This window comes from Novosphingobium sp. YAF33 (assembly GCF_052113265.1).
Taxonomy (GTDB): Bacteria; Pseudomonadota; Alphaproteobacteria; order Sphingomonadales; family Sphingomonadaceae; genus Novosphingobium.
Window position 1 is genome coordinate 272,954 of record NZ_JBFRCW010000003.1, and the last position, 22,667, is coordinate 295,620.

Here is a 22,667-nt window from a genome sequence, read left to right on the forward strand (position 1 = left end):
TCGCACGGCGGTGACGGTTGGGACTCTTCGAAGTCCTGCGAGGAACCGCCCCACGATGAGCGAGACAGGCAGCGTAGCTGCGCATTTCAAGGCCAATATCGTGCTCTACGGCGCGCTGGCGGCCAATCTGGGCATTGCCGTCGCCAAGTTCGTAGCCGCCGGGATCAGCGGTTCGTCCTCCATGCTGACGGAGGGCGTGCACTCGCTGGTGGACAGCGGCAATCAGGTCTTGCTGCTCTACGGCCAGAAACGCGCCAGCCGAAAGCCGGACCCGACGCACCCGTTCGGCTATGGCCGCGAGCTGTATTTCTGGGCTTTCGTGGTCGCCATCCTGATCTTCGCGATCGGCGCGGGCGTGTCGATCTACGAAGGCTTCGTCCATATCCAGCAACCCCACGCGATCGAAGATCCGACGCTCAATTACATCGTCCTGGGCATCGCGTTCCTGATGGAAGGCGCCTCATGGGCCCTCGCCGTGCGCGAATTCGATCGCGGGCGCGGCGATCAGACCTGGTGGCAGGCGATCCGCCGCAGCAAGGATCCGCCCGGCTTCATCGTGCTGTTCGAGGACAGCGCGGCGCTGATCGGCCTCGTCATCGCGGCGGTCGGCGTCTGGGCCTCGATCCACTTTGCCGACCCGCGGATCGATGGCGTCGCTTCCGTCCTGATCGGCTGCGTACTGGCGGGCGTGGCGATGCTGCTGGCCCGCGAATCCAAGGAATTGCTGATCGGCGAAGCGGCAGACCCGGTTCTCATCGCCCAAATTCGGGAGGTGCTGAACGGCCACCCTCGCATCGACGCGGTCAATCACATCCGCACGGTCCACACCAGCCCGCAGGCCATCTTCGTCGCCATCAGCGCGGACTTCGACGACAGTCTGATGATGGGCGAAGCCGAAACCCTGATCGAGGAACTGGAGTGCCGGATGAAAGCACTCTCCCCGTGGATTACGTCGATCTACATTCGCCCGGAAAAGCGGGCAGACGCGATGGTATGGTGATCCGCCTCGGCGCGGCTTGACGGGTTTCGAAGGGCATCGCATTTCGGGCGATGCTGCGTTCTCCTTCCCAAGCTCTTGCACATGCGCGCCCTCCCGCACTGCTCACTATCTCGTCGCCCCTGCGAAGACGGAGATGACGAGGCCAGAGGGGGGCTTAAGTCGAGCCAGTTCAAATCACGTCGGCTTTGCTTGAAGGAAGCCATCCCCGGCGATCTCTGCTTCAACTCGGTTCCGGCACGTTCCCCACGCCTAGCCCAGCCAGAAGTGCTCTATCGCCCTATGACGCAAAAAGGCCCCCGCATCGCTGCGGAGGCCCTTCCGTTTGAGTGAATGGCGGTGCCGTTCAGCCCATCGCGACGAGGCGCTGGGCTTCGGCAATGATCTCGGGCGGCTGCACGAGGAAGGCGTCTTCCAGCTTCTTCGCGAAAGGCACCGAGCAATACGGCGCGCCAAGGCGGCCGACCGGGGCCTTCAGCTTGCCGAACAGCGTTTCCTGCACGGTGGCAGCGATTTCCGCGCCGGGGCCGAAGTTGCGGCCGGCTTCGTGGACCACCAGCAAGCGCCCGGTCTTCTCGGCCGAGGCCAGAACGGTTTCCTTGTCCCACGGAGAGATCGTACGCAGGTCGATCACTTCCACCGAGACACCCGCCTTGGTCAGTTCCTCATAGGCCTGCATGACGGTGAACATCATCTGGCCATAAGAGACGATGGTGATGTCCGAACCTGGCGCCACGATGTTCGCCTTGCCCAGCGGGATCGGGCCCTGATTGACCGGCACGTCCATCGGCACGAACAGCGTTTTGCCGCTTTCGACGATGATGACCGGATCAGGGTCCTGGATCGCCGAGAGGTAGAGGCCCTTGAAATCCGCCGGGGTCCAGGGGATCACCACCTTGATACCGGCAGTGTGGCAGAACCACGCCTCATAGAAGTCGGCATGCTGGCCGGCAGTCTGGTTGCCCGCGCCGGTCAGCGTGCGGATCACCATCGGCACCTGGCTCTGACCGCCCGACATGAAGCGCAGCTTGGCTGCATGGTTCACGATCATGTCCATCGCGACGGCCGTGAAGTTCATCAGCATGATCTCGGCAACGGGCTTGTAGCCGCCCATGGCCGCGCCGATGGCCGCGCCGATGATCGCCTGTTCCGAGATCGGCGTGGAGCGCACGCGCATCGTGCCGAACTTGGTGGAGAGACCGCGCGTAACGCCGACGACGCCGCCGCCTTCGTTGTCCGCAATGTCCTCGCCCAGCACGAGGACCTTGGGATCGGCCTCCATCGCTTCCATCAGCGCGGCATTGATCGCCTGAAGGCCGTTCATCTTCACCGTTTCCACGGCGGGTGCTTCGAGAGTTTCAGTGCTCATGCCGGAATCTCCTCGGCAAAGACGTCGCGGCGCAGTTCGTCGTCGGACGGATATTCGCACGCCATCGCGAATTCGATGGCGTCATTCACTTCGGCCTCGATCTTCGCGGTCAGCGCGTCGAGCTGCGCCGCAGTGGCAATGCCGTCGTCGATCAGCTTCTGGCGATAGATCGGCAGCGGATCCTTGGCGATGGCCGCCGCCTTCTCTTCCTTGGTCATGTAGCCGTCTGCGTCGCCGAAGACGTGGCCCATGAAGCGGAAGGTCTTGCATTCCAGCAGCGTAGGTCCCTCGCCCGCACGCGCACGCTCGATGGCGGCGTGGGCGTGGGCGTAGACGTCGACCGGGTCGTTGCCGTCCACGGTGTAACCCGGCATGCCGTAGCCGATTGCGCGCTTCGAGATCTGGTCGACCGAAGTGCCGTTCTCGTAACGGGTATGCTCGGCAAAGCCGTTGTTCTGGCAGACGAAGATCACCGGCAACTTCCAGACCGAGGCCAGGTTCAGTGCCTCGTGGAACGCGCCGATGTTGCTGGCGCCGTCACCGAAATAGGCCACGGTAACCTGCTTGGTGCCGTCCAGGAGCGCCGCCCAGCCGAAGCCGTTGGCGATCGGCATGGACGATCCCACGATGCCCGTCGTCACCATCACGCCGGTTTCCGGGTGCGTGAGGTGCATCGGGCCGCCCTTGCCCTTGCAGGTGCCGTCAACGCGTCCGCAGATTTCTGCCCAGAGCGGGCGGAGCGGCATGTCCTTGGCGACCATGTCGTGGATGCCGCGATAGATCGTGCAGATCTTGTCGTCGTTGTTCAGCAACACCGAGATGGCTGAGGGAATGCATTCCTGCCCACGCGCCGAATAGTACGGCGCGGTAATGCGGCCGCGACGGATCTGGGTGCGGGTGGCGTCATCGTTGCGCTCGATCCGGATCATCCGGCGGTAAATGTCGAGCTGCGTCTTGGCATCCGGGGATGCCCTGTTCTCCAGTGTCTGGCTCATGTGTCCTCTCTCGAGCAGCCTCTCCGCCCATAGGTGAACCTTGCGGGCTGAACTCAAGTTCAGTACCGCAAGGGCAAGTGTGCGCAAGGGGAGGCCGGACCGCCGCGGCGTTATCGACCAACCGTCGCACCGGCGATGCCTCTCGATCGGCGCTTGACCGCCGACTTCACGCCGCTGTCAGACCTGGTTGCCCAAGCCTGCCGCATGCCTGGCGGCAATCCAGCCGAAGGTCATCGAAGGACCGACACTGGCCCCGGCGCCGGGATAGACGCGGCCCATCGGCGAGGCCGTGCTCACACCGCAGGCATAGAGCCCCTCGATAGGCGAGCCGTCGGCCCTAAGCACGCGCGAGTCGCTGTCGCAGACGACGCCGCCGTAAGTGCCGACATCGCCGGGAACCACCGGGATCGCATAGAACGGGCCCTGCTCGATGGTGCCCATGCAGGCATTGGGACCGTCCTTGAAGAAGGGATCGCCCAGCCAGTTGTCGTATGCCCGGTCGCCGCGATGGAAGTCCTCGTCCCGCCCGCCCCGGACGAAACCGTTCCAGCGCTCGACCGTGGCCTTGAGGGCCTGCTCCGGAACTGCAATCTGCCCTGCCAGCGCCTCGATGCTGTCAGCCCTGCGCATCCAGCCCGAAGTCAGCCAGGCGGTCATGTTCTTCTTCGCCATGCCTTTGCCGGCAACCGCATATTCGTCCATGTACTGCTGGTCCATGATCGCCCAGCTCGGGATCGCGGGGACCGTGCGGTTGCGCAGCAGCATGTTTTCGCAGAACTCCTCGTAGGAGCCGCCCTCGTTCATGTAGCGAACGCCGGTCTGATCGACCTGGATGGCATGCGGCTTGCCGGTGGTGCTCTGGGTACCCGGCTTGACGTAGTCCGTATCCCAGCCCGGGGCTTCCGACATCTGGAACCCGACCATCTGGTCCATCTGGGCGAGCACGGCGCCCTGGCGCTCAAGTTCGGCATGCATGTCGCCCGTGTCGCTTTCGATGCCGTTCGACCACGCGGCGCGCGTTCCGGGCATATACTTGTCGCGCATCGCCTGGTTCTGCGAGAAGCCGCCGGCATTCATCAACACGCCCAGCCGCGCGCCGATCCGCCAGGGTCTGCCGTCCTTGACCGTCACCACGCCCAGCGCGCGGCCATCCTCGACCACCGTTTCCGTGACCGGGCTGTCGGTGCGGATCTCCGCCGCCTGCCGGTCCAGCACGGCCTTCAGCATCCGCCCCTGCAAGGCGGCGCCCGCCGTCACCCAGTGCTTGCCGGTCAGCTTGCCGGCGACGATCTTCACCGCGGTCTTGAGGAGGATCTTCTTGATCGCCCAGGAATGCTTGGCGAAAGGCAGCTTCATTCCATCGTCGAGACGAATGGGCGCCTCGGCAAAGCCCTGGCGCAGCTTGCCGGCCCATGACTTGCCCAGCGCGTTCTTGTCGAAAGGCACGGCGGTGACCGTGCGGCTGGTCTTCATGCCCCCGGGCAGATCGTCATAATAGTCGGGCCAGAAACGCGAGCCACGCTCCATCGCCACGCCCTGGGACACGATGAAGTCCAGCATCCGGGGCGCCTCCCGCGCATAAGCGCGGCGGCGTTCGGGGCTGGTCCCGGGGCTGTCGTCACCATCGGGAACGACCGCGTCAAGGTATTGGCAGGCCTGTTCGAAGCTGTCCTCACCCGGGTCCATGAAGCGGTTGTTGGGGATCCACATGACTCCGCCCGACTTGGCCGTCGTCCCGCCCACCCACGGCGACTTCTCCAAGATGAGCACCGACTTGCCGGCCTGCTTCATCAGCAGCGCCGAGGCCATGGAACCGGCTCCGCTGCCGACGACCACCCAATCGAAGCTCTCGTCGAACTGCGCCATTTACGCTTCCTCTTCCATGACCCGCGGCTGGTGCCGTTCAGGCGTTCAGCGAGGTAGAACGGAACCGCCCGGCCTTGGCAAGGCGAAGAGGCCGACAAAGGCTTGCAAGAGCGAAGGTTTCGCCGGGGCGAAAGGTGATCGCGAAATGGGATTGCCCCTGCCTTCGCTCAACGGGGCGGTCTATCACCGCCAGGACGACAGCAAGAACCATTGGGAGACCTGACGAACATGAGCGCCATTCCGCCGCTGCCGAACCTGGCCACTATCGCCATGGCCCGCGAGGAACGCCTGCTGCGGATCACGCTTAACCGGCCCGAGGCGATGAATGCGGTCAACCTCCAGCTTCACGACGATCTGGCAGAAGCGCTGTGGTTCGCCCAGGGCGATCCGGGATCCGACCTCGTGCTGCTGACCGGCGCCGGCCGTGCCTTCTCCGCCGGGGGCGACCTCGACCACATCGAGCATAATGCCCGCAACCCGCACTTGTTCGACCATGAGGCCCGCGTGGCGAAGCGCATCGTCTCGACCCTGCTGGATATCGACAAGCCCGTCGTCTGCCGGATGAACGGCCATGCCGTGGGCCTCGGCGCCACGCTGGCACTGCTCTGCGACGTGATTTTCGCTGCCGAAGGCGCGAAGATCGGCGATCCCCATGTCAGCCTTGGCCTGGTGGCCGGCGATGGCGGCGCGGTGATCTGGGCGCAGCGAATCGGCCTGACGAGAGCGAAGGAGTACCTCCTCACCGGCGAATTGCTGACGGCTGCCAGGGCGGCCGAAATCGGGCTGATCAATCACTGCGTTCCGGCCGAGGAACTCGACGCCCGGGTGGATGCCTTCTGCGCGAAGTTGCTGGCCGGCGCGATGGTGGCGATCCGGGCGACCAAGGTCCTGACCAATCTCGAACTCAAGCGGCTGGCGGCGGCATTGATGGATGCCGGGATCGCCTATGAAAGCGTCTCCGTCCGCAGTGCCGACCATCTCGAAGGGATCGCCGCCCTGAAAGAAAAACGGCCGCCCCGGTTCAGCGGCCGCTGACACGCCTCGCGGACAGGTGCCGCGAGGCTGCGGCAGTCAAGCGGCAGGGGTTACCCGGTCGCCCCTTTCGGTGAACAGTGCGGTGTAGCAAGTGCCCATGTCCTGCGCGTCACTCTGCGTGAGCTGGCCGGCAGCCGTGGCCTTGCCGATCGCGCCCAGCAGCGCCATCGGATCGTCTGTCTCGATGTCGTAGATCGCGAGATAGGGGTTGCTGTCGTTGCCGACGAGCCGGGCGACCAGTTCGTAACGCTGGGCGCCGGTCATGCCGAAAGTGTTCACCAGTTCCGGCAGGTGATTGTTGTCGTACCAGTGGTGATAGTCCTCCTCACGCCCCGCCTTGGGGGTCGTGAGGGCGATCAGCTTGTACTTGGGCATTGTCGTGCTCTCCCGTCGATCCGATTGCATCGGTATGCCGCCAGCTTCGACTACGGACATGACGAGGCGCAAGCGCAGCGACGTCCCTTGCGCATAGATCGCTCTGGCGTTTGCGCGGCTATTGAAGGAGCAGGCTGGCGCGCGGCAGACCTGCAAATGGCTCGTTCACCGGACGCGCCGCGGCAGGTGCTGGCAAAGCAGCCACCCCGCCGCCCTCGCCTCGATATTCTCGGGGGTTCAATCCGAACACGCGCTTGAACATGCGGCTGAAATGCGCCGGGCTCTTGAAGCCTACGCCATAGGCAATCTCGCTGATCGAAATGTCCCGCGGATCGCTCTTGCCCAGCCAGTCCTTCGCCTTTGCCAGCCTCTGCTCCCAGACGAGTTCCGAGAACGAGGTTTCGCGCAGGCGCAGCAGGAACGAGAGGTAGCGCGGCGAAATCCCGCAGCCCCTGGCCACCATCGCCGTGGAAAGCTGCGGGTCCGAAAGGTGCACCTCGATGAAGCGCAGGACTTCCTCCAGACGGCGGTCGGCAATCGACTGGCGAGAGGGTTGCAAGGCACATAGGGCGCGCATGGCATTGGCGACCAGACCGATTGCGGTATCCATCAGCAGGCGCGCCGAACTCTCGCCCAGACGCCCTTCATCGGCGAAGACTTCGCCCAGCATCCGCTCGGCCATGGCCAGTTCCGGCCGGCCACCCGCCACCACCAACCCCGCGCCAAGGTCCTGTGCGATAGAGGAGCGCAGCACATGGGTGGGCATGGTGACGTGGAGGCTCTCGTGGCTGTCCTCGTCCTTGCGGCATTCGATGAGAAACGGCGTCATCGAACGCGTCACCAACAAGTCTCCCGGCCGCGCCAGCTTGCCGCCGAACTGGTCAGAATAGGACAGCACGCCCCTTCGCACGAACCACAGGATCGAAAGATCGGTCGCATCCTCGCGGATATGCTGGCGGGACCGCCGGAAGAACAGGTTGCTGGCCGAGCGCTGGCGAATGATCGACATGGCCCCCACGGCCTTGCGCTCCGATCGGACATCGACAGTGCCCGCATCCTCCACCCAGAAATCGCCGCTATAGTATTCCTGGTCGCGGGCGCCCCTGAACACCTGCTGGCAATCGCGGTAGTTGCGCCCGTCGAGCGCAAACAAGGTTTCCGTCATGACCCTCTCCCCGGGTATGAACGCCGGATCGAGCCCGGCCTGCGCCCCGCCGGTTCGAACCGGTCTGTGGGCGCGCATGAAATTATCATCAACCGGCTCGATCAATTCTGCTTTTCGTACGCCAAGGCCCGGCGTCCCTGCACATATCGCCCCCGCGCAAAATCTCGCACAGGGCTTGCAGGCGAGCAGGAACGCCGGATCGAGCCTGCGATCAGGCCTCCTGTTTCTGCATCCGGGCCGTGCGGTCGGTATCCTCATGCCGCATGAACATCTTCATGATGTCGCCCGAGGTGACCGGACGGGTATCGCCCTCCTCCACCGGACGCTCACCTGCCGATGACTTGGGACCGGTATCCACGCCCGCCGCCTTCGCCTTCTCGCGCAGAGCGCCGACCGTCAGCTCCGCGCGCGTGAAGTGCTGGAACGGATCGAAGCGGAACCAGCGCATGGCATTCCCGTGCGTGATCTTGTCGATCTGCGCGTCGGTCAGATGGTTGATCGAAGGCCAGAGATTTTCGGGCACTTCCGGCCATAGCGTGTCGGAGTGCGGATAGTCGCATTCATAGGCGATGTTGTCCTCGCCGATGAACTGGATGTTCTGCAGGCCGAAGGCATCGTCGATGAAGCAGTTCAGGAAGTGCCGCCGGAACATCTCGCTGGGCTTCATCTTCTGGAAACGAGAGTTGGTCCAGGCCTTGTGCCGCCAGTTCGAGAAGTCCGCCCGCTCGGTAAAGTAAGGCACCCAACCGATCGAGCCTTCCGAAAGCGCGATGCGCATGTCGGGATAGTGATGCAGCGCCTCAAGCTGGAGCCAGTCCGACGCGGCATAGGCGATCGACATCGGCATGGTCGAAATCCACGCCTCGATCGGCGTTTCCATCGAGGCATGGGGCGCCGGATTGCCGCCGCCGATGTGGATGCAGATCGTCATGTCGAGATCATTGATCGCCTTGTAGAACGGATCCCAATAGGCGTTGTGGATGCTCGGCAGGCCCTGACAGGTGGGGTTCTCGCTGATCGAGACGGTGTGGCAGCCCTTGGCCGACACGCGCTTCATCTCGGCGATGGTGGCGTCCATGTCCCAGGTCGGAAGGATCGCGCAGGGGATGAAACGCCCCGGATAGGCGCCGCACCACTCGTCGATATGCCAGTCGTTATAAGCGCTTACATGGACTTTCGCGAGTTCGCGATCGGGCACGCGATGGAGGCGGCCGCCGGCAAAGTCGAACACCGAACCGAAGTTGAGCGACGAGGCGACGCCGTTGACGTCCATGTCCTTGATGCGTTCGTGCACGTCATAGCAACCGGCGCGCAACTGATCGAGCGAGGTCGGCTCCATGCCGTATTCCTCGAAGGGCCGGCCGACCACCGCGTTCAAGCCAACCGAGGGGAACTTCATTCCCTGATAGACCCACAAGTCCTTGCCGTTCTCGTCCTGGATCAGCTTCGGCGCGGATTCGAGCGCGGCGCCGGAAAGGTGATTCTGGAACAGATCCGGCGGCTCGCTGATATGATCGTCGACACTGATCAGCACCATGTCGTTCATTTGCATGACGGCACTCCCAAAGTTGCCGGGCCGGATCGGCTGCCGGCGGGCGCATCTTTAACGGCGCCTTGACCGGGGAAGCTACGCCTCCCCTCCCCAAGCGGCCAGCACGCGTTTCCAGCTATCGCGCCCGCGATTGCGTGGGCCGGGCGATTGAACGGGGCGACGAGGTATGATGTTGACGAGGAAACACGAAAACCAAAAGCCCCGGGGAAAGCCTGAAATGAACTTCGACCTCACCGACGAACAGGGCATGATGCGCGACACCTTCGCGCGTTTCCTCGACGAACATTCCAGTTCCACGTGCGTGCGCAAGGCGCAGGAATCCGGCGGCTTCGATCCCGAAATGTGGTCGGGCCTTGCCGAACTCGGCGCTTTTGCGATGCGCGTGCCTGAAGAGGCGGACGGCATGGGCCTCGGCCTGTTCGACGCGGGCCTGCTGATGGAAGAAGCCGGCCGCACGCTTGCCTCCGGTCCGCTGGCCGAAGCTCTGGTGGCAACGCGCGTGCTGGGCCTGCTGGGCGGCCAGGAAGACCTTCTGGCAAACGCAGTCGGCGGCGAAGCGGTGGTCACCATCGCCATGCAGGATATCGCACAGTTCCCCAGGCAATGGGTCGCTGGCGGTCTGGTTGCCGACGCTGTCGTGGCCCGCAAGGGTGACGAGATCGTACTCGTCACCGTGCCCGCCGATGCACGCATGGCCGAGCCGACTCTGGCCTCCACGGCTATCGCCAACCTCGATCTCTCCGCCCTGCCCGTAACCGTGCTTGGCAGCGGGGACCCGGCGCTCGCGACTTTCGCCGCCGGTCTCGAGGAATGGAAAATCCTGATCGCGCTCGCGCTCTCCGGCCTCAGCCGGGCGGCGCTGACGATGGCGGCGGAATATGCCGGCGAGCGCAAGGCATTCGGCGTGTTCATCGGCACTTTCCAGGCCCTGTCCCATCCGATGGCGGACCTGATCTGCGAGATCGATTCCGCCAAGTTCCTGGCATGGAAGGCCATGCGCTCGATCGCTGACGGCGACGCGGCGGCGGCCGCGCAAGTCTCGCTGGCGGCCTGGTATGCCTCGGGCGCGGCGGGCCGCACGGTGCGCCACGCGGTGCAGACCTTCGGCGGCATCGGCCTCACCACCGAGCATGACGTCCACCTCTACAACTTGCGCGCCAAGGCGTGGCCGCTGGTCGCGGGCGATCCCGAGGACTGGCTGGCCGAGGCCGGTCGCCGCCTCTACGCCGGCGAGCAAGCCTGCCTTCCCGACGTGGGCGAGGTTCCGGTCGAATTCGACCTTGGCGAGGATGCCCGCGCGATCCAGCAGGAAATCCGGGCCTTCTTCGCCAGCAACGTCACTGACGAACAGCGCGAGAAGTTCCACTTCTCATGGGAAGGCCACAACCCGGTGATCCACAAGCAGCTGGTCGAGGCGAACCTTGCCTATCTCCAGCTTCCCAAGGATGTCGGCGGACGCGGCCTCAGCCCTTATGCAGTGACCGGCGCGCGCGAGGCTTTCGAGGAAGAGGGCTGGAACAATCCTGTCGCCAATGTCGCGCAGATGGTGGCGCTCATCATGTACCGCTTCGGCACCGAGGACCTGAAGCGCGACGTGCTGTCCAAGGTCATGGCGGGCGATGCGATCTGCTCGCTCGGCTACTCGGAACCGGGATGCGGCTCGGACGTCTTCGCCGCGCAGTGCAAGGCCACCCGGCTTGAGGACGGCTCCTGGCGGATTGACGGCACCAAGATGTGGACGAGCGGCGCCAACCTCACCGATTATGTGTTGATGCTCTGCCGCACCGATCCGGATGCGCCCAAGCACAAGGGGCTGACGATGTTCATCGTGCCGCTCAAAGCCGAAGGCGTCACGATCCAGGCCGTCCATACGTTCATGGACGAGCGCACCAACATCACCTTCTACGACAACGTCAGGATCCCGGACACTTGGCGCCTTGGAGAGATCAACGCCGGAGGCCGCACCATGGCGGCCAGCCTCGAACTCGAACACGGCGGCGGCTTTGCCAAAGTGCAGCGCGCGATGCTCGAAAACGCCGTCGAACTCTGCAAGGAAATCCCGGTGGCGGGCGGCGGCAAGCTGATCGATACACCCAAGGCCCAGATGCGATTGGCCCGCACATATGCCAATGTCATCGCCTCCGAAATGATCGCCTATCGCGCCAACTGGACGCAAGTCCACGGCAAGGGCAACGGCGCTTATGGCCCAATGGCGAAGATGTTCTCGTCCGAACTCTTCATCACCGACTCGCGCGATCTGCTCGACCTGACGGCGCCCTATTCGCTGGCCAAGCGGAAGGGCGCGGCCAATGCGCTCAATCTCGCCTATCGCCATGCCCACGGGACGACCATTTACGGTGGCACCAGCCAGGTGCACCGCTCGATGATAGCCGAAAAGGGCCTCGGCCTGCCGCGTTCGCGTAATTGAGGAGGTGGAAACCATGACCGACGAAGCACCGCACCTGCTCACCGAAGACGTGGACGGCATTCTGATCGCCACGCTCAACCGGCCCGACAAGCTCAACGCCATCAGCCGGCAGATGATGGACCTCCTGACCGAGGCCGTGCTGCGCTTTCGCGAAACGCCTGAGCTGAAAGTCATGCTGATCCGCTCGGCCGGGCGCTATTTCAGCTCCGGCGCGGACTTGCGCGGCGGCAACCAGAACATCGTCTCGCCCGTCTCCACCGGAGGAAGCGCGCGCGGCATTCGCGAGAACCACCGGCTCAATCTCAACAACATGCAGCAGCTTTGGGACGAGATCGAGCATATCGAGAAGCCCTTCGTCGTCGCACATCACGCGATGTGCGTCGGCGGCGGGCTGGAGATGAGCCTCTCGTGCGATTTCCGCCTTGCCGCGAAGAGTGCGGCCTATGCCTTCCCGGAAGGCCTGTTCGGCGTGCTTCCGGCCTCGGGGGGCGTCTCGCGCCTCACCCGCATCTGCGGCCCGCACTGGGCGCGCTGGCTCATCATGGCGAACAAGCCCGCACCCGCCGACATGGCTCTCACCATGGGGCTGGTCCATCAGGTCTATGAAGACGAGACGTTCGAAGCGGATGTCATGGAATTCTGCCACCACTTGGCCAGGCAGAACCCCGAGCAGATGGGCGCCGCCAAGGTCGCCATCGAACTCAGCGCCGAAGTCGGCCGCGACAGCGCGCGCCACATCGAGCGCATGGCTAACAGCGCGCTGATGCTCAACCCCGATTACATCCGGGGCATGGAAGAATATCTGAAGGGCGTCGGCGGCAAAGCGAAAGCCTGACGCCGAGCGAGCCTATGCACGGGGACCATGGGCCATGGCGAACCATGGCCCATCAATCCGGAAGCCTCAGGCCCCGACCATCCCGCGAATGGCGCTTTCGAACAGCGCGCGGCCGTCGGTACCGCCGTGGATGCTTTCGATCGCACGCTCGGGGTGCGGCATCATGCCCAGGACGTTGCCGGCAGCATTGAGCACGCCGGCGATCTGGCGCGCCGAACCGTTGACGTCTTCGGCGTAGCGGAAGGCCACGCGGCCCTCGCCTTCAAGGCGGTCCAGCGTTTCCTCGTCGGCATGGTAGTTGCCGTCGTGATGCGCCACCGGCACGCGAATGTGCTGACCCGCTTCGTATCCCGAAGTGAACAGCGACTGGGCGTTCTCGACCTTGAGCGAGACTTCGCGGCAGACGAAGCGAATGCCCGAATTGCGCAGCAGGGCGCCCGGCAGAAGACCGCTTTCGGTCAACACCTGGAAGCCGTTGCAGACGCCGAACACCGGCACGCCGCGATTGGCAGCCGCGACGACGGCCTGCATCACCGGCGAACGCGACGCGATCGCGCCGCAGCGCAAGTAGTCGCCGTAGGAAAAACCGCCGGGCAGGCCGATGAAATCGAGGTTTTCCGGCAGTTCGGCATCGCCGTGCCAGACGCGGATGCATTCGGTCCCCGAAATCTTCTCCAACGCCACCGCCAGGTCGCGGTCGCAGTTGGAGCCCGGGAACGTGACGACAGCGGAGCGGAAGGCCATCAGGCGACCTTCTCGATGCGGTAGTTCTCGATCACCATGTTGGCGAGGAGCTTCTTGCACATGTCGTCGATGGCTTCGTCGCTGACCGTGTCTGCAACGTCCAGCTCGAAGAGACGGCCGGCACGCACGTCATTGACGCCGGAGAAGCCCAGGCCTTCGAGCGAGTGGTGGATCGCCCGGCCCTGCGGGTCGAGGACACCAGGCTTGAGGCTGACGTGGACGCGGACTTTCATCGCAGGGCCTTTCGCTTATCGGCGCAGATTCGTTTCACAGCGCCTATGGCCCCGGACACGCGCCGGGGCAAGGTTTGAGAGTCGTCCCCGCGAATGCGGCGCCGAGACGCCTTCCACCATGCATTTGGCCATCATGCACTTGGCCACGAAAGTCGCGATTGATGCGCCTCGCGCAACCTGCCATTTCTTTCTCCATGCAGGAATTCATCTCTTTCGCCGGCCAGGTCGCCGTGGTCACCGGGGCCGGTCACGGGCTTGGTCGCGCTTATGCACTGGAACTAGCGCGGCGCGGCGCGAGAGTGGTCGTGAACGATCTCGGCACCGATCGCGGCGGTGCGGGCCATTCCGAGGCCGCCCTTGCCGTGGTCGATGAGATAAAAGCTCTGGGCGGAGAGGCCATGGCCGATGGCGGCGACGTTTCCGATTTCGCCCAGATGGAGGCCTTGGCCGCTCGTACCCGCGAAAACTGGGGCGGCATCCATATCCTCATCAACAATGCCGGCATCCTGCGCGATCGCACTTTTGCGAAGATGGACATGGCCGACTTCGAACGTGTGGTGCGGGTCAACTTGCTCGGCAGCGCCTTCGCCACGAAAGCCGTGTGGGAGATCATGCGGGAGCAGAACTACGGCCGCGTGTTGATGACCACCAGCTCCAGCGGCCTCGGCGGCAATTTCGGCCAGGCGAATTACGGCGCCGCCAAACTCGGCGTGCTCGGCCTGGCCCGGACCTTGCGGATGGAGGGCGCGAAATACGACATCCGGGTCAACTCGCTGGCGCCCACTGCCGGCACGCGCATGACGGCCGATATCTTCCCCGAGGAAGCCTATCACGCGTTCCGGCCGGAAGCCGTCGTCCCGGCCGCACTGTTCCTCGTTTCCAGGGACGCACCCAACGATGCCATCGTTGGCGCCGGCGGCGGCGTGTGCCAGAGCGCCTTCGTTACCATGAACGACGGCGTTCTGCTGCCATCGGAACAGCTGTCCGTGGAGTCGTTCGCCCAGGCCTGGCCCCGCATAGCCGACCGGCGCGGAGACCGAATCCTCGAAACGGGAATGGATCAGGCTCATCACGCCTTGTCGATGCTGCTGAAATCGCAGGATTAAATCCGCGAAAGTCGGTTGACCTCTGGACTGCCTCTTGTACGGCCTCCTCTCTGGATATTCGGGGGGACGAAGCCATGCAGGAAGACGAGCTTGAAAGAGGACTGATCTCGCTGCGGAGACGGGAAACCGGCCTGCGCTTCGTCATCGGTACTTATCTGGCCTGCACCGCGGCGACCCTCATCCTGTGGGGATCCGTCATCGGCCGAGGTCTTGACCAGGAGGGAGAGCATCCGCTCGTTCTGGCAGCCGGCTTCTCGGGACTGGCCTATGCGCTGTGCTTCGTCGCCAGTGTGATCGCTGTCTGCCTCTGGGTCCACCGCGCCCATGCCAATCTGTTGGCCGCCGGGATCGAAGGGCTGGAGTTCAAGCCGAACATGGCGGTGGGCTGGTACTTCGTTCCCTTCGCGTTCTGGTTCAAGCCGTTCCAGGCCATGCGCGAACTGTGGAACGCCAGCCATCTCGCGAACGAAAACCAGCCTGCCAGGGCCGAGCGGATGCTGATCGCCTGGTGGGCCTGCTGGGTCCTGGGGAATTTGATCGCCAACGGCAGCACCACCATCGGCGACATCACCAGCCCCATCACCGTACTCGACCTGACGGGCTATGCGTTCCATCTCGTGGCCGGGGCCACGCTGCTGCTGATCGCCAATGCCATCACGAAAGCACAGGCTTCCGAGATGAGCGTGCATCACGCCTTCGCCTGACCCTCAGCAGCGCAAGGTCGTTCGAAGGCTCAGTCTTCCACGATCTTGAGCAGCTTGCGCTCCAGCGGGCTGAGAATGCCGGCCAGTTCATGACCGCGCTTGAGCACCTGGCCGGCTTCTCCGAACAGCGTCCACATGCCCTGCTTGCTGCGCAGGGACGGCCGCTTTTCGATCCGGGCCTGAGGCCTTTCCGCAGCGCGGCGGAAGGCGGAAAAATTCGCCGCTTCCTTGCCGAAATCCATGGCGTAGTCGCGCCAGATCCCGGCGGCGACCATGCGGCCGTAAAGATCGAGAATACGTTGCAGCTCCAGTCGGTCGAACCCCACCTGAAGCGGAATGCGTCCCGGAAAAGCGACGACGCTTCCGGTCCCGGTAATGGAAGACATCCGCCCGTCAGACACCCTTCACGGCCGGTTCGACTTGCTTTTCCTCTTCAAGGCGGTGCAGCAGCGTGTCCACTTGCGCCCGGAGCGCCGCGACCTGCTCTTCCAGTTCGTCCACTCGCTGGCTGCCCACCGGCTCGCACGGTTCCTTGCAGGGCGTGCCGTAAGGCATGAAGTCCTTGGCGTAAGTCTCCGCCTTGACGAGCGTGGATCGCGCCTTGACGCCGATCATGGTCGCACCTTCCGGCACGTCTTCGGTAACGACGGCGCTGGCACCCACGCGGGCGCGCTTGCCCACCGTGACCGGACCGATGATCTGTGCGCCGGAGCCGACGATCACATTGTCCAGCAAGGTCGGATGCCGCTTGCCGCCCTTGCCGTTGGTCGGGTTGGAGCCGCCGAGCGTCACGCACTGGTAGATCGTCACATTGTCGCCGATGATGGCGGTTTCCCCGATCACGGTAAAACCGTGATCGATGAAAAAGTTACGGCCGATCGTGGCACCGGGGTGAATGTCGATGGCGGTCAGGAACCGCGAAATGTGGTTCACCACGCGGGCGAGGAAAAACAGGTCCGCCCGGAACAGACGGTGCGCGATCTTGTGGAAGAACAGCGCCCATACGCCCGGATAGAGCAGGACTTCCCAACGCGATCGCGGCGCGGGATCACGCGCGACCACAGAGTCCAGATAGCGGACCAGATTACCCAGCATCGCGCGAATCTCCCATCAATCGGCCCGCAAAGCAAGCCATGAGGTCATGAGGCTTTCGGCTCGTCGCCGTTGAGGTCCATCGTCCACTTCAACTCGGAAAGCGCTTCACGCCAGATCGCCAGGGTCGGCGGCTGCTTGCGCTCCAGACTGAGACGGTCGATGGCGGCGACCAGTTTTTCGACGCCCACATGGCTACGTTCGCAACGCGGTACAAGATAGTCGGTTGCAGAAGGATCCAGAGACAGCCCGCGCATCTGGGCATGGACGTCGATCAATTCGCCCAGCATTTCCGCATCGGGCGCTCCGATTTCCAGTTCCAGCGCCGCGCCGAGCCGCGATCCGAGGTCCGGCAAAGTCACCTGCCAGCGATCCTCGCCCGAGCCGCGCCGCCGACTGGAAATGATCAGCAGCGGCCGCGCGCGTTCCTGGGCGCGATTCCAGCTGTGAAAGACGATGTCCTCATCCAGGCGGTCGGCGTCGTCGAGGGCGTCGCCATGGCCCGATTCGACGAACCAGCGCGCCAGCAGCGATTTGCCCGAACGCGGGGGGCCGGACAGAATGGCGCTGTGAAACGGCCAGGTGCCCGGCTCCAACAGCGCATCGATCGCCTGTGCGTTGGCATTGCCGACGACAATGCGCGGCGGGCTGTCGCTCGCGGCCGACAGCGGAAGTGCGATCTGCTTCATCACCGGGAGGACCTAGCGCGTGATCCTCAGCGCGCCGCCGCCGCTCGTCACCTTCCAGCCCTGCCCGCGCAGAGCCGAAGCGAGCCGCTCGCCGCCGCCTTCGACGGTCACGCGCATCACTGAAGTGCCGCCGACGGCCAGGCTGACCGTGGCTGCGCCGCGCACGCCCGGCACACCGCGAACCGCCGCGAGCGCTGCATCGACAGCCGCCGCGTCAGGCGAGGCGAACTGTACCGAAACGGTCTCGACCGGGGCCGTGGGCACCAGCGACGGCACCGCGGCGGGCGTCTCCGTCTGCGACGGAAGAGGCAGCGGCGCGAAGGCTTCTCCGCCCTTGGGCATCAGCTTCTGGCGCAGTTCGGCGAAAGCGCGGTCAAGCACCTGCCCGCTGGTCGTCAGCGTGGCATCAGGCCGCAACTCGCCCCCGGAAAGCGCATCGCGATAGAGGCCGTCCATACGCTGGACCGCCTTGTCCAGCATGGCCGGCAGTTCCTGCTCGCTGGCAGCATCGAGTTCGAACGTGCCGAGAAACGTGTTGTCGGGACCGTAGCGCGCCGTGAAGGTGCCGTGGATCGGACCACCGGGCCATTGCCGTTCGAGCCGGGCATAGGGCACCAGCACATCGGCGGCGTCGAACTGGTTGAGAACATTGCGCCACCACAGACGGCTGCGGCGCGATGCCTGCCCGGCCGTGAGGATCAGCGATTCTCCGCCCGCGCCCACCGGGCGGACGTAATCGATGGGGCTCTGCGAAGCCTGGAATTCGGCCCAGGCACGCTGCCAGGGGCCGCGCACCTCGAATACCTGCTGCACGCCGCCCGAATAGAGCACGGGAAGCACCAGCATCGGCGCCGAACGGATCGTGGCCCCGCCCGCGCCGACATATTGTCCTGCGCGCGCCTTGCTGAAGATGACGCCCAGCGTCGCGATGTAGCGCCGTGGGCCGACCTGTTCCTGGCCGATGACGACCGAGGAAACCATGGCGTCGATCGATTCGACCGGCATGTCCGGTCCGCCGAGCTTCTTCCAGGCTTCCTTCTCGGCCTGCTTCCAGCCTTCCAGGCGCGCATCCGCGCCGGTCTTGGCGGTAACGTCGACCTTGATGCCGTTGACCTGGATGTCTTCGGAGTTGGCGAGCGGAGCGATGCCGCGATCGCCCTCCACTTGCGCCACGAGTCGATAGCCGCCCACCGCGCCCGCGGCGAGAATCGCGGCACCGCCGGCCATGAGGGCCATACGGCGCACCGAACCGTCGCCGGAGCCGCGCGAACGCGTCAAGGCCAGGCCCCAGGTGAGGCCCTTGCCGGCCACGCGCCGGATATTATGGGAAAACGCTATCGCCATCATCAAACCGATGGGCCTTTTGCCCAAACCGATCCGGAAAACCAAGTCGTAATCCGAAGGCTCGCACAGTTGTATTGCCGAGCGATGCGCAAATTGGCGGAAGCCTGCCGACAAAGGCCGTCAAAGAATGCGGGAGACAAAGTTTCCGCCCGATTTGTTGCCCGGATTCGCGCCTCGGGCGTGACAGCAGGGCGTTTGCGCACTATGCGCGCGCAATGTCCGACGATAACACCCCGAAGAGCTATTCCTACGAGCAGGCCGGCGTCTCCATCGCCGCCGGCAACGCGCTGGTGAAGGCCATCGCCCCGCTCGCGAAATCCACCGCGCGCCCCGGCGCCGATGCGGAGCTGGGAGGCTTCGGCGGTTTCTTCGATCCGCGCGCGGCCGGCTACAAGGACCCGCTGCTGGTCGCCGCCAACGACGGCGTGGGCACCAAGGTCAAGCTCGCCATCGATCATGATCGCCATGATCACATCGGTATCGACCTTGTCGCCATGTGCGTGAACGACCTTATCGTCCAGGGCGCGGAGCCCCTGTTCTTCCTCGACTATTTTGCCACCGGAAAGCTGGAGAACGGCGTCGCCGAGCGCGTCGTGGCCGGGATTGCCGACGGTTGCCGCATCTCCGGCTGCGCCCTGATCGGCGGCGAGACCGCGGAAATGCCGGGCATGTATGCCGCCGGCGACTACGATCTTGCCGGCTTCTGCGTCGGCGCCGTGGAGCGCGGCGAGCAGCTGACCGGCGACAAGGTAGCCGATGGCGACGTGCTGCTGGGCCTGGCTTCGTCGGGCGTGCACTCGAACGGTTACTCGCTGGTCCGCCGCCTGGCCGAGGACAAGGGCTGGAAGCTCGACCGTCCGGCGCTGTTCGATTCGGACACGCTGCTGATCGACGCGCTGATCGCGCCTACGCGCATCTACGTTAAGAGCCTGCTGCCCTTCATTCGCTCGGGCCGCATCAACGCCCTTGCCCACATCACCGGCGGCGGCCTGCTTGAGAACATCCCGCGCGTCCTGCCCAAGGGCCTCCATGCCCGCATCGATGCCGGTGCCTGGGAGCAGCCGCGCCTGATGGCCTTCCTCCAGGCGCAGGGCCATATCGAGCCGGCAGAAATGGCTCGCACCTTCAACTGCGGCATCGGCATGGTTCTGGCCGTGCCGGCCGAAGAAGCCGCCGCACTCAAGACCGAGCTGGAAGCCGCCGGCGAAACCGTCTTCGTCATCGGCATCATCGAGGAAGGCGACAAGGGCTGCACCGTGCAGGGCGCCCCCGAAGTCTGGTCCGCGCGCGAGGACTGGGAGGCCGTCCATCTTGCCTGAGAAGGCAAAGGTCGCCGTCCTGATATCGGGCAGCGGCACCAATATGGCCGCCCTGCTCTATGCCAGCCGTGCCGAGGACTGTCCCTACGAGATCGTCCTCGTCGCCAGCAACAGGCCGGATGCGGGCGGCCTCGCCCTGGCAGCGGCCGAGGGCGTCGCCACTTTCGCGCTGAGCCACAAGGGTCTCAGCCGCGACGAACATGACGCAGCGATGGACGCGGCCATCCGCGAATCCGGCGCCCAATGGGTCGCACTCGCGGGTTACATGCGCATCCTCACCGAGGAATTCGTGGGCCGGTGGAGCGGCCGGATGGTCAATATCCATCCCTCGCTCCTGCCGAAATACACCGGCCTCCACACCCACCAGCGCGCCATCGAGGCAGGGGACAGCCATGGCGGAGTCAGCGTCCACCTGGTCATTCCCGAGCTGGACGAAGGCCCGATCCTGGGCCAGATCCCGGTCGCGATCGTTCCGGACGACACGGCAGAGGCGCTCGCCTCCCGTGTGCTGATCGCGGAACACCAACTCTACTCGCGTTGCCTGGCCGCTTTGGTCGTGCGCGAATCGAGCCCGGAATGGCTGCTCGAACGCATTCGCGAACGCGCCATGGCCCTGCCCGAAGCCGACGAGATCCAGAGCCATGGCATGCCCTGCTTCGGCGTGATCAAGGGCAAGAAGTTCGCTTACTTCACGTCGAATCACCACGCCGACGGGCGCACGGGGCTGTTGGTGAAGATCAGCGGTCCCGACGAACAGGCGATGCTGATCGAGGGGGATGAAGACCGCTATTTCCGCCCGGCCTATTTCGGCGACGGCTGGATCGGCATCCGCCTGGACCTTGGCCAGAACGACTGGGATGCCATCGGCGGATGGCTGGCGCGTTCCTGGCGGGCGATCGCACCGAAGAAGCTGACCGCCCTGATCGACGCGGCCGACCAGTTCTGATCCTTCAAAGGCTCCGGCAGGAGCCGCTGCGACCTGAACTCAGGCGCCCACCGCCCCTGCATCGCGGATCATCCGGCCAAGCTGGTCGAGCAGACAGAGGCGCTCCTTCTTGAGTTCCTCCAGCCGCATGTCCGACGCTGCCTCGATCTCCGATTCGACGCGCTGGATCGCGCCGTTCACTTCGTCATAGCGGTCGGCAAGCACGGCAAAGTGCCCGCGCGTCGCCTTGAGATGGCGCAGGATCTCGAGATCGTCCGGAAACTCGGAGGCAAGATCGTGGGGCTTGTGACCATGGACCTGTGACATCGGCTCTCCTCTTGATTCGAAACGAATGAAGGCGTGTTCCTGAGCTAGTCTCCCTCGTCCGAACCCGCCTTGCGCCAGATCAAGGCAGCGGCGGCCCCTCGGAATTCGGGCTCATCAGATTTCGGAATAGTCGACTTGCGGCCGGCTTTCGCGCGTGCCCCGGTAACGCTTCTCGGGTTCCTGAGGATCCCCCGCGATCAGAACATAATCGTCATGGACTTCGATCAGCGTGCCGACGAAAGGAAACCCTTCGAGACTGCCGCCCACGCGGTAGCTCACGGTGTCGCCCACCTTGAAGGTCTTCTCGTCGAAATTGAACTCGAACGGACAGACTTCGCCCGTATCGCCCATGCCCTGCATGTCTGCTCTCCTCTTCCGTGCGGCAATCTAGCGCAGAAGCGGAATAGGCCAAATCGAAAAGCACAAACCTCCGCCGCTGGTGCGATTGCGACCGGGGACCTTGGTTTTCGGGCGGTTCGGCAAGCCCGAAACAAAAAGGCCGCCCTTTGGGGGCGGCCTTTTCAATGTCAATCGAAGCGCGTGCTTCAGCCGACGAGTTCTTCCGGCTTGAAGAAGTAGGCGATCTCGATCGCGGCGTTCTCGTCCGAGTCCGAACCGTGGACCGAGTTGGCTTCGATCGATTCGGCGAAGGTCTTGCGGATGGTGCCCTCGGCAGCGTCGGCCGGGTTGGTGGCGCCCATCACGTCGCGGTTGCGCTTCACGGCGTCTTCACCTTCGAGCGCCTGCACGACCACGGGACCCGAGATCATGAACGAGACGAGGTCGTTGAAGAAGGGACGTTCCTTGTGGACGGCGTAGAAGCCTTCAGCCTGTTCCTGCGTCATCTGGATGCGCTTGGAGGCGACGACGCGCAGGCCGGCTTCCTCGAGCATCTTGGTCACGCCGCCGGTCAGGTTGCGGCGGGTGGCGTCGGGCTTGATGATCGAAAAGGTGCGGGTAACCGCCATGGGATGTTCCTTGCAAACTGTAGGGCGAAAAGGGTTATGGTTCTTGCGCGCGCCACTAGCCGGGAACCGGCTTCATCGCAAGGTGCAGGCGATTAACTTACGGTCGTTCCGGATCAACTTCGGCGCGAGAGCCTATCGGCTCGGGATCACCCCGCCTGGACCCAGCGGCCGCCGTCCTGCTTCCAGTAATAATGCTCGACGCCTTCTCTGCCGCGCAATGCGCGCCAGGTGTCGCGCGCGTGCTGGAGCGTCGATTCGTCGAACAGGAAGAAGGTGCGCTCGAAAGCCTCGTCCCCTTCCCGCCACTGGCCATCGGCAATGGCCATGAACCTGGCGCCATTGGCCGGTTCGGGCGCGTCGGAAATGAGGATCGGCTGCCGATCCTCGCTGCCGTCGCCCGCAAAGCCGTTGGCCAGGAAACTCTCCGGCCCGGCCGACCAGAGCGCCTGGCAGATCCGCTGGCGCTGGCCAAGGTCGGCGGAGACGACGAGCAGACGCTCGCCATTCCCCGCCACCTTGCCGGCGATCAGCGCAAGCGCGCTTTCGGCCGGGTCACGACTGAGCTGGTAGAAATCCACGCGCATCGCCGTGTCCCCGCC

General features: G+C 64.5%; 24 protein-coding genes. 8 read left to right on the forward strand and 16 right to left on the reverse strand.

The window, feature by feature from the left end:
• Positions 1–55 precede the first annotated feature (55 nt).
• A complete protein-coding gene (locus AB4Z00_RS08470; protein ID WP_442045608.1) occupies positions 56–1,000 on the forward strand; it encodes a cation diffusion facilitator family transporter in 945 nt (314 codons plus the stop codon).
• Between the two features lie 343 nt (positions 1,001–1,343).
• Here the strand turns inward: AB4Z00_RS08470 and AB4Z00_RS08475 are convergent, their stop codons facing one another.
• The 3 genes from AB4Z00_RS08475 to AB4Z00_RS08485 form a co-directional block, all read right to left on the reverse strand.
• Positions 1,344–2,366, reverse strand: a complete 1,023-nt coding sequence (locus AB4Z00_RS08475; RefSeq protein WP_442045609.1) for an alpha-ketoacid dehydrogenase subunit beta — start codon at positions 2,364–2,366, stop codon at positions 1,344–1,346.
• On the reverse strand, positions 2,363–3,361 hold the full coding sequence (locus tag AB4Z00_RS08480; RefSeq protein WP_314468014.1) for a thiamine pyrophosphate-dependent dehydrogenase E1 component subunit alpha: 999 nt from the start codon (positions 3,359–3,361) through the stop codon (positions 2,363–2,365). The genes AB4Z00_RS08475 and AB4Z00_RS08480 overlap by 4 nt, the downstream gene beginning before the upstream one ends.
• Before the next feature lie 177 nt (positions 3,362–3,538).
• Positions 3,539–5,227, reverse strand: a complete 1,689-nt coding sequence (locus AB4Z00_RS08485; protein WP_442045610.1) for an FAD-binding protein — start codon at positions 5,225–5,227, stop codon at positions 3,539–3,541.
• Positions 5,228–5,455: 228 nt separating this feature from the next.
• On the opposite strand from AB4Z00_RS08485, the gene AB4Z00_RS08490 reads away from it, so the two are divergent.
• Positions 5,456–6,262, forward strand: coding sequence for an enoyl-CoA hydratase/isomerase family protein (locus AB4Z00_RS08490; protein ID WP_442045611.1), 807 nt, complete (start codon positions 5,456–5,458; stop codon positions 6,260–6,262).
• A gap of 36 nt (positions 6,263–6,298) precedes the next feature.
• Here the strand turns inward: AB4Z00_RS08490 and AB4Z00_RS08495 are convergent, their stop codons facing one another.
• The 3 genes from AB4Z00_RS08495 to AB4Z00_RS08505 form a co-directional block, all read right to left on the reverse strand.
• On the reverse strand, positions 6,299–6,637 hold the full coding sequence (locus AB4Z00_RS08495; protein ID WP_314468019.1) for a DUF4286 family protein: 339 nt from the start codon (positions 6,635–6,637) through the stop codon (positions 6,299–6,301).
• A 118-nt stretch (positions 6,638–6,755) separates the two neighbouring features.
• A complete protein-coding gene (locus tag AB4Z00_RS08500) occupies positions 6,756–7,802 on the reverse strand; it encodes a helix-turn-helix domain-containing protein (RefSeq protein ID WP_442045612.1) in 1,047 nt (348 codons plus the stop codon).
• 211 nt (positions 7,803–8,013) lie between these two features.
• Positions 8,014–9,354, reverse strand: a complete 1,341-nt coding sequence (locus tag AB4Z00_RS08505; RefSeq protein WP_442045613.1) for an amidohydrolase family protein — start codon at positions 9,352–9,354, stop codon at positions 8,014–8,016.
• A 217-nt stretch (positions 9,355–9,571) separates the two neighbouring features.
• Between AB4Z00_RS08505 and AB4Z00_RS08510 the strand changes: the two genes are divergently transcribed.
• Positions 9,572–11,782, forward strand: coding sequence for an acyl-CoA dehydrogenase family protein (locus tag AB4Z00_RS08510; RefSeq protein ID WP_442045614.1), 2,211 nt, complete (start codon positions 9,572–9,574; stop codon positions 11,780–11,782).
• Positions 11,783–11,795: 13 nt separating this feature from the next.
• Complete coding sequence (locus tag AB4Z00_RS08515) at positions 11,796–12,617, forward strand: enoyl-CoA hydratase/isomerase family protein (protein WP_442045615.1); 822 nt, start codon at positions 11,796–11,798, stop codon at positions 12,615–12,617.
• A 66-nt stretch (positions 12,618–12,683) separates the two neighbouring features.
• Here the strand turns inward: AB4Z00_RS08515 and purQ are convergent, their stop codons facing one another.
• Together purQ and purS are read right to left on the reverse strand one after the other, a co-directional pair.
• The gene (gene purQ, locus AB4Z00_RS08520) at positions 12,684–13,361 is read right to left on the reverse strand and encodes a phosphoribosylformylglycinamidine synthase subunit PurQ (RefSeq protein ID WP_132262463.1); all 678 of its coding nucleotides are present in this window, start codon (positions 13,359–13,361) and stop codon (positions 12,684–12,686) included.
• Positions 13,361–13,594 carry a phosphoribosylformylglycinamidine synthase subunit PurS gene (gene purS, locus AB4Z00_RS08525; protein WP_132262461.1) on the reverse strand — a complete coding sequence of 78 codons (234 nt, stop codon included), beginning with the start codon at positions 13,592–13,594 and terminating at the stop codon, positions 13,361–13,363. The genes purQ and purS overlap by 1 nt, the downstream gene beginning before the upstream one ends.
• A gap of 161 nt (positions 13,595–13,755) precedes the next feature.
• Here purS and AB4Z00_RS08530 point away from each other — a divergent pair, with 161 nt between their 5' ends.
• Complete coding sequence (locus tag AB4Z00_RS08530) at positions 13,756–14,700, forward strand: SDR family NAD(P)-dependent oxidoreductase (protein WP_442045616.1); 945 nt, start codon at positions 13,756–13,758, stop codon at positions 14,698–14,700.
• 74 nt (positions 14,701–14,774) lie between these two features.
• Entirely contained in the window at positions 14,775–15,404 is a 630-nt protein-coding gene (locus AB4Z00_RS08535; RefSeq protein ID WP_442045617.1) for a DUF4328 domain-containing protein, read from the forward strand.
• Between the two features lie 29 nt (positions 15,405–15,433).
• On the opposite strand, the gene AB4Z00_RS08540 is transcribed toward AB4Z00_RS08535, so the two are convergent.
• From AB4Z00_RS08540 to AB4Z00_RS08555, 4 genes are read right to left on the reverse strand one after another with little or no spacing between them, the layout of a single operon-like run.
• Complete coding sequence (locus AB4Z00_RS08540; RefSeq protein ID WP_442045618.1) at positions 15,434–15,790, reverse strand: DUF2794 domain-containing protein; 357 nt, start codon at positions 15,788–15,790, stop codon at positions 15,434–15,436.
• 7 nt (positions 15,791–15,797) lie between these two features.
• Complete coding sequence (gene epsC, locus AB4Z00_RS08545) at positions 15,798–16,499, reverse strand: serine O-acetyltransferase EpsC (RefSeq protein WP_314468033.1); 702 nt, start codon at positions 16,497–16,499, stop codon at positions 15,798–15,800.
• Between the two features lie 44 nt (positions 16,500–16,543).
• Positions 16,544–17,185: an ATPase gene (locus AB4Z00_RS08550; RefSeq protein ID WP_132262451.1), complete on the reverse strand. Its 642-nt coding sequence runs from the start codon at positions 17,183–17,185 to the stop codon at positions 16,544–16,546.
• 12 nt (positions 17,186–17,197) lie between these two features.
• On the reverse strand, positions 17,198–18,529 hold the full coding sequence (locus AB4Z00_RS08555; RefSeq protein ID WP_442045725.1) for a heavy-metal-associated domain-containing protein: 1,332 nt from the start codon (positions 18,527–18,529) through the stop codon (positions 17,198–17,200).
• 215 nt (positions 18,530–18,744) lie between these two features.
• On the opposite strand from AB4Z00_RS08555, the gene purM reads away from it, so the two are divergent.
• On the forward strand, positions 18,745–19,848 hold the full coding sequence (purM, locus tag AB4Z00_RS08560; protein WP_442045619.1) for a phosphoribosylformylglycinamidine cyclo-ligase: 1,104 nt from the start codon (positions 18,745–18,747) through the stop codon (positions 19,846–19,848).
• Positions 19,841–20,794 carry a phosphoribosylglycinamide formyltransferase gene (gene purN / locus AB4Z00_RS08565; RefSeq protein WP_442045620.1) on the forward strand — a complete coding sequence of 318 codons (954 nt, stop codon included), beginning with the start codon at positions 19,841–19,843 and terminating at the stop codon, positions 20,792–20,794. Before purM ends, purN begins: the two co-directional genes overlap by 8 nt.
• A 39-nt stretch (positions 20,795–20,833) precedes the next feature.
• Here purN and AB4Z00_RS08570 read toward each other — a convergent pair whose 3' ends face one another.
• The 4 genes from AB4Z00_RS08570 to AB4Z00_RS08585 all read right to left on the reverse strand — a co-directional run bounded on the left by AB4Z00_RS08570 (position 20,834) and on the right by AB4Z00_RS08585 (position 22,652).
• Complete coding sequence (locus AB4Z00_RS08570; RefSeq protein WP_431566574.1) at positions 20,834–21,100, reverse strand: YdcH family protein; 267 nt, start codon at positions 21,098–21,100, stop codon at positions 20,834–20,836.
• A 114-nt stretch (positions 21,101–21,214) separates the two neighbouring features.
• Positions 21,215–21,460, reverse strand: coding sequence for a hypothetical protein (locus tag AB4Z00_RS08575; protein WP_132262443.1), 246 nt, complete (start codon positions 21,458–21,460; stop codon positions 21,215–21,217).
• 185 nt (positions 21,461–21,645) lie between these two features.
• Positions 21,646–22,068 (reverse strand): nucleoside-diphosphate kinase, encoded by a 423-nt coding sequence (ndk, locus tag AB4Z00_RS08580; protein WP_132262441.1) that lies wholly within the window; start codon positions 22,066–22,068, stop codon positions 21,646–21,648.
• 146 nt (positions 22,069–22,214) lie between these two features.
• On the reverse strand, positions 22,215–22,652 hold the full coding sequence (locus AB4Z00_RS08585; protein WP_132262439.1) for a DNA polymerase III subunit chi: 438 nt from the start codon (positions 22,650–22,652) through the stop codon (positions 22,215–22,217).
• Positions 22,653–22,667: the final 15 nt, after the last annotated feature.

Coding starts and splice junctions, on each gene's coding strand:
- AB4Z00_RS08470 (WP_442045608.1), top strand. CDS start 56: ATGAGCGAGACAGGCAGCGTAGCTGCGCATTTCAAGGCCAATATCGTG.
- epsC (WP_314468033.1), bottom strand. CDS start 16,499: ATGCTGGGTAATCTGGTCCGCTATCTGGACTCTGTGGTCGCGCGTGAT.
- AB4Z00_RS08490 (WP_442045611.1), top strand. CDS start 5,456: ATGAGCGCCATTCCGCCGCTGCCGAACCTGGCCACTATCGCCATGGCC.
- AB4Z00_RS08530 (WP_442045616.1), top strand. CDS start 13,756: ATGCGCCTCGCGCAACCTGCCATTTCTTTCTCCATGCAGGAATTCATC.
- AB4Z00_RS08575 (WP_132262443.1), bottom strand. CDS start 21,460: ATGCAGGGCATGGGCGATACGGGCGAAGTCTGTCCGTTCGAGTTCAAT.
- AB4Z00_RS08500 (WP_442045612.1), bottom strand. CDS start 7,802: ATGACGGAAACCTTGTTTGCGCTCGACGGGCGCAACTACCGCGATTGC.
- purM (WP_442045619.1), top strand. CDS start 18,745: ATGTCCGACGATAACACCCCGAAGAGCTATTCCTACGAGCAGGCCGGC.
- AB4Z00_RS08505 (WP_442045613.1), bottom strand. CDS start 9,354: ATGCAAATGAACGACATGGTGCTGATCAGTGTCGACGATCATATCAGC.
- AB4Z00_RS08515 (WP_442045615.1), top strand. CDS start 11,796: ATGACCGACGAAGCACCGCACCTGCTCACCGAAGACGTGGACGGCATT.
- AB4Z00_RS08550 (WP_132262451.1), bottom strand. CDS start 17,185: ATGAAGCAGATCGCACTTCCGCTGTCGGCCGCGAGCGACAGCCCGCCG.
- AB4Z00_RS08535 (WP_442045617.1), top strand. CDS start 14,775: ATGCAGGAAGACGAGCTTGAAAGAGGACTGATCTCGCTGCGGAGACGG.
- purQ (WP_132262463.1), bottom strand. CDS start 13,361: ATGGCCTTCCGCTCCGCTGTCGTCACGTTCCCGGGCTCCAACTGCGAC.
- AB4Z00_RS08485 (WP_442045610.1), bottom strand. CDS start 5,227: ATGGCGCAGTTCGACGAGAGCTTCGATTGGGTGGTCGTCGGCAGCGGA.
- AB4Z00_RS08475 (WP_442045609.1), bottom strand. CDS start 2,366: ATGAGCACTGAAACTCTCGAAGCACCCGCCGTGGAAACGGTGAAGATG.
- AB4Z00_RS08495 (WP_314468019.1), bottom strand. CDS start 6,637: ATGCCCAAGTACAAGCTGATCGCCCTCACGACCCCCAAGGCGGGGCGT.
- AB4Z00_RS08510 (WP_442045614.1), top strand. CDS start 9,572: ATGAACTTCGACCTCACCGACGAACAGGGCATGATGCGCGACACCTTC.
- AB4Z00_RS08480 (WP_314468014.1), bottom strand. CDS start 3,361: ATGAGCCAGACACTGGAGAACAGGGCATCCCCGGATGCCAAGACGCAG.
- AB4Z00_RS08585 (WP_132262439.1), bottom strand. CDS start 22,652: ATGCGCGTGGATTTCTACCAGCTCAGTCGTGACCCGGCCGAAAGCGCG.
- AB4Z00_RS08555 (WP_442045725.1), bottom strand. CDS start 18,529: ATGGCGATAGCGTTTTCCCATAATATCCGGCGCGTGGCCGGCAAGGGC.
- AB4Z00_RS08570 (WP_431566574.1), bottom strand. CDS start 21,100: ATGTCACAGGTCCATGGTCACAAGCCCCACGATCTTGCCTCCGAGTTT.
- purS (WP_132262461.1), bottom strand. CDS start 13,594: ATGAAAGTCCGCGTCCACGTCAGCCTCAAGCCTGGTGTCCTCGACCCG.
- AB4Z00_RS08540 (WP_442045618.1), bottom strand. CDS start 15,790: ATGTCTTCCATTACCGGGACCGGAAGCGTCGTCGCTTTTCCGGGACGC.
- ndk (WP_132262441.1), bottom strand. CDS start 22,068: ATGGCGGTTACCCGCACCTTTTCGATCATCAAGCCCGACGCCACCCGC.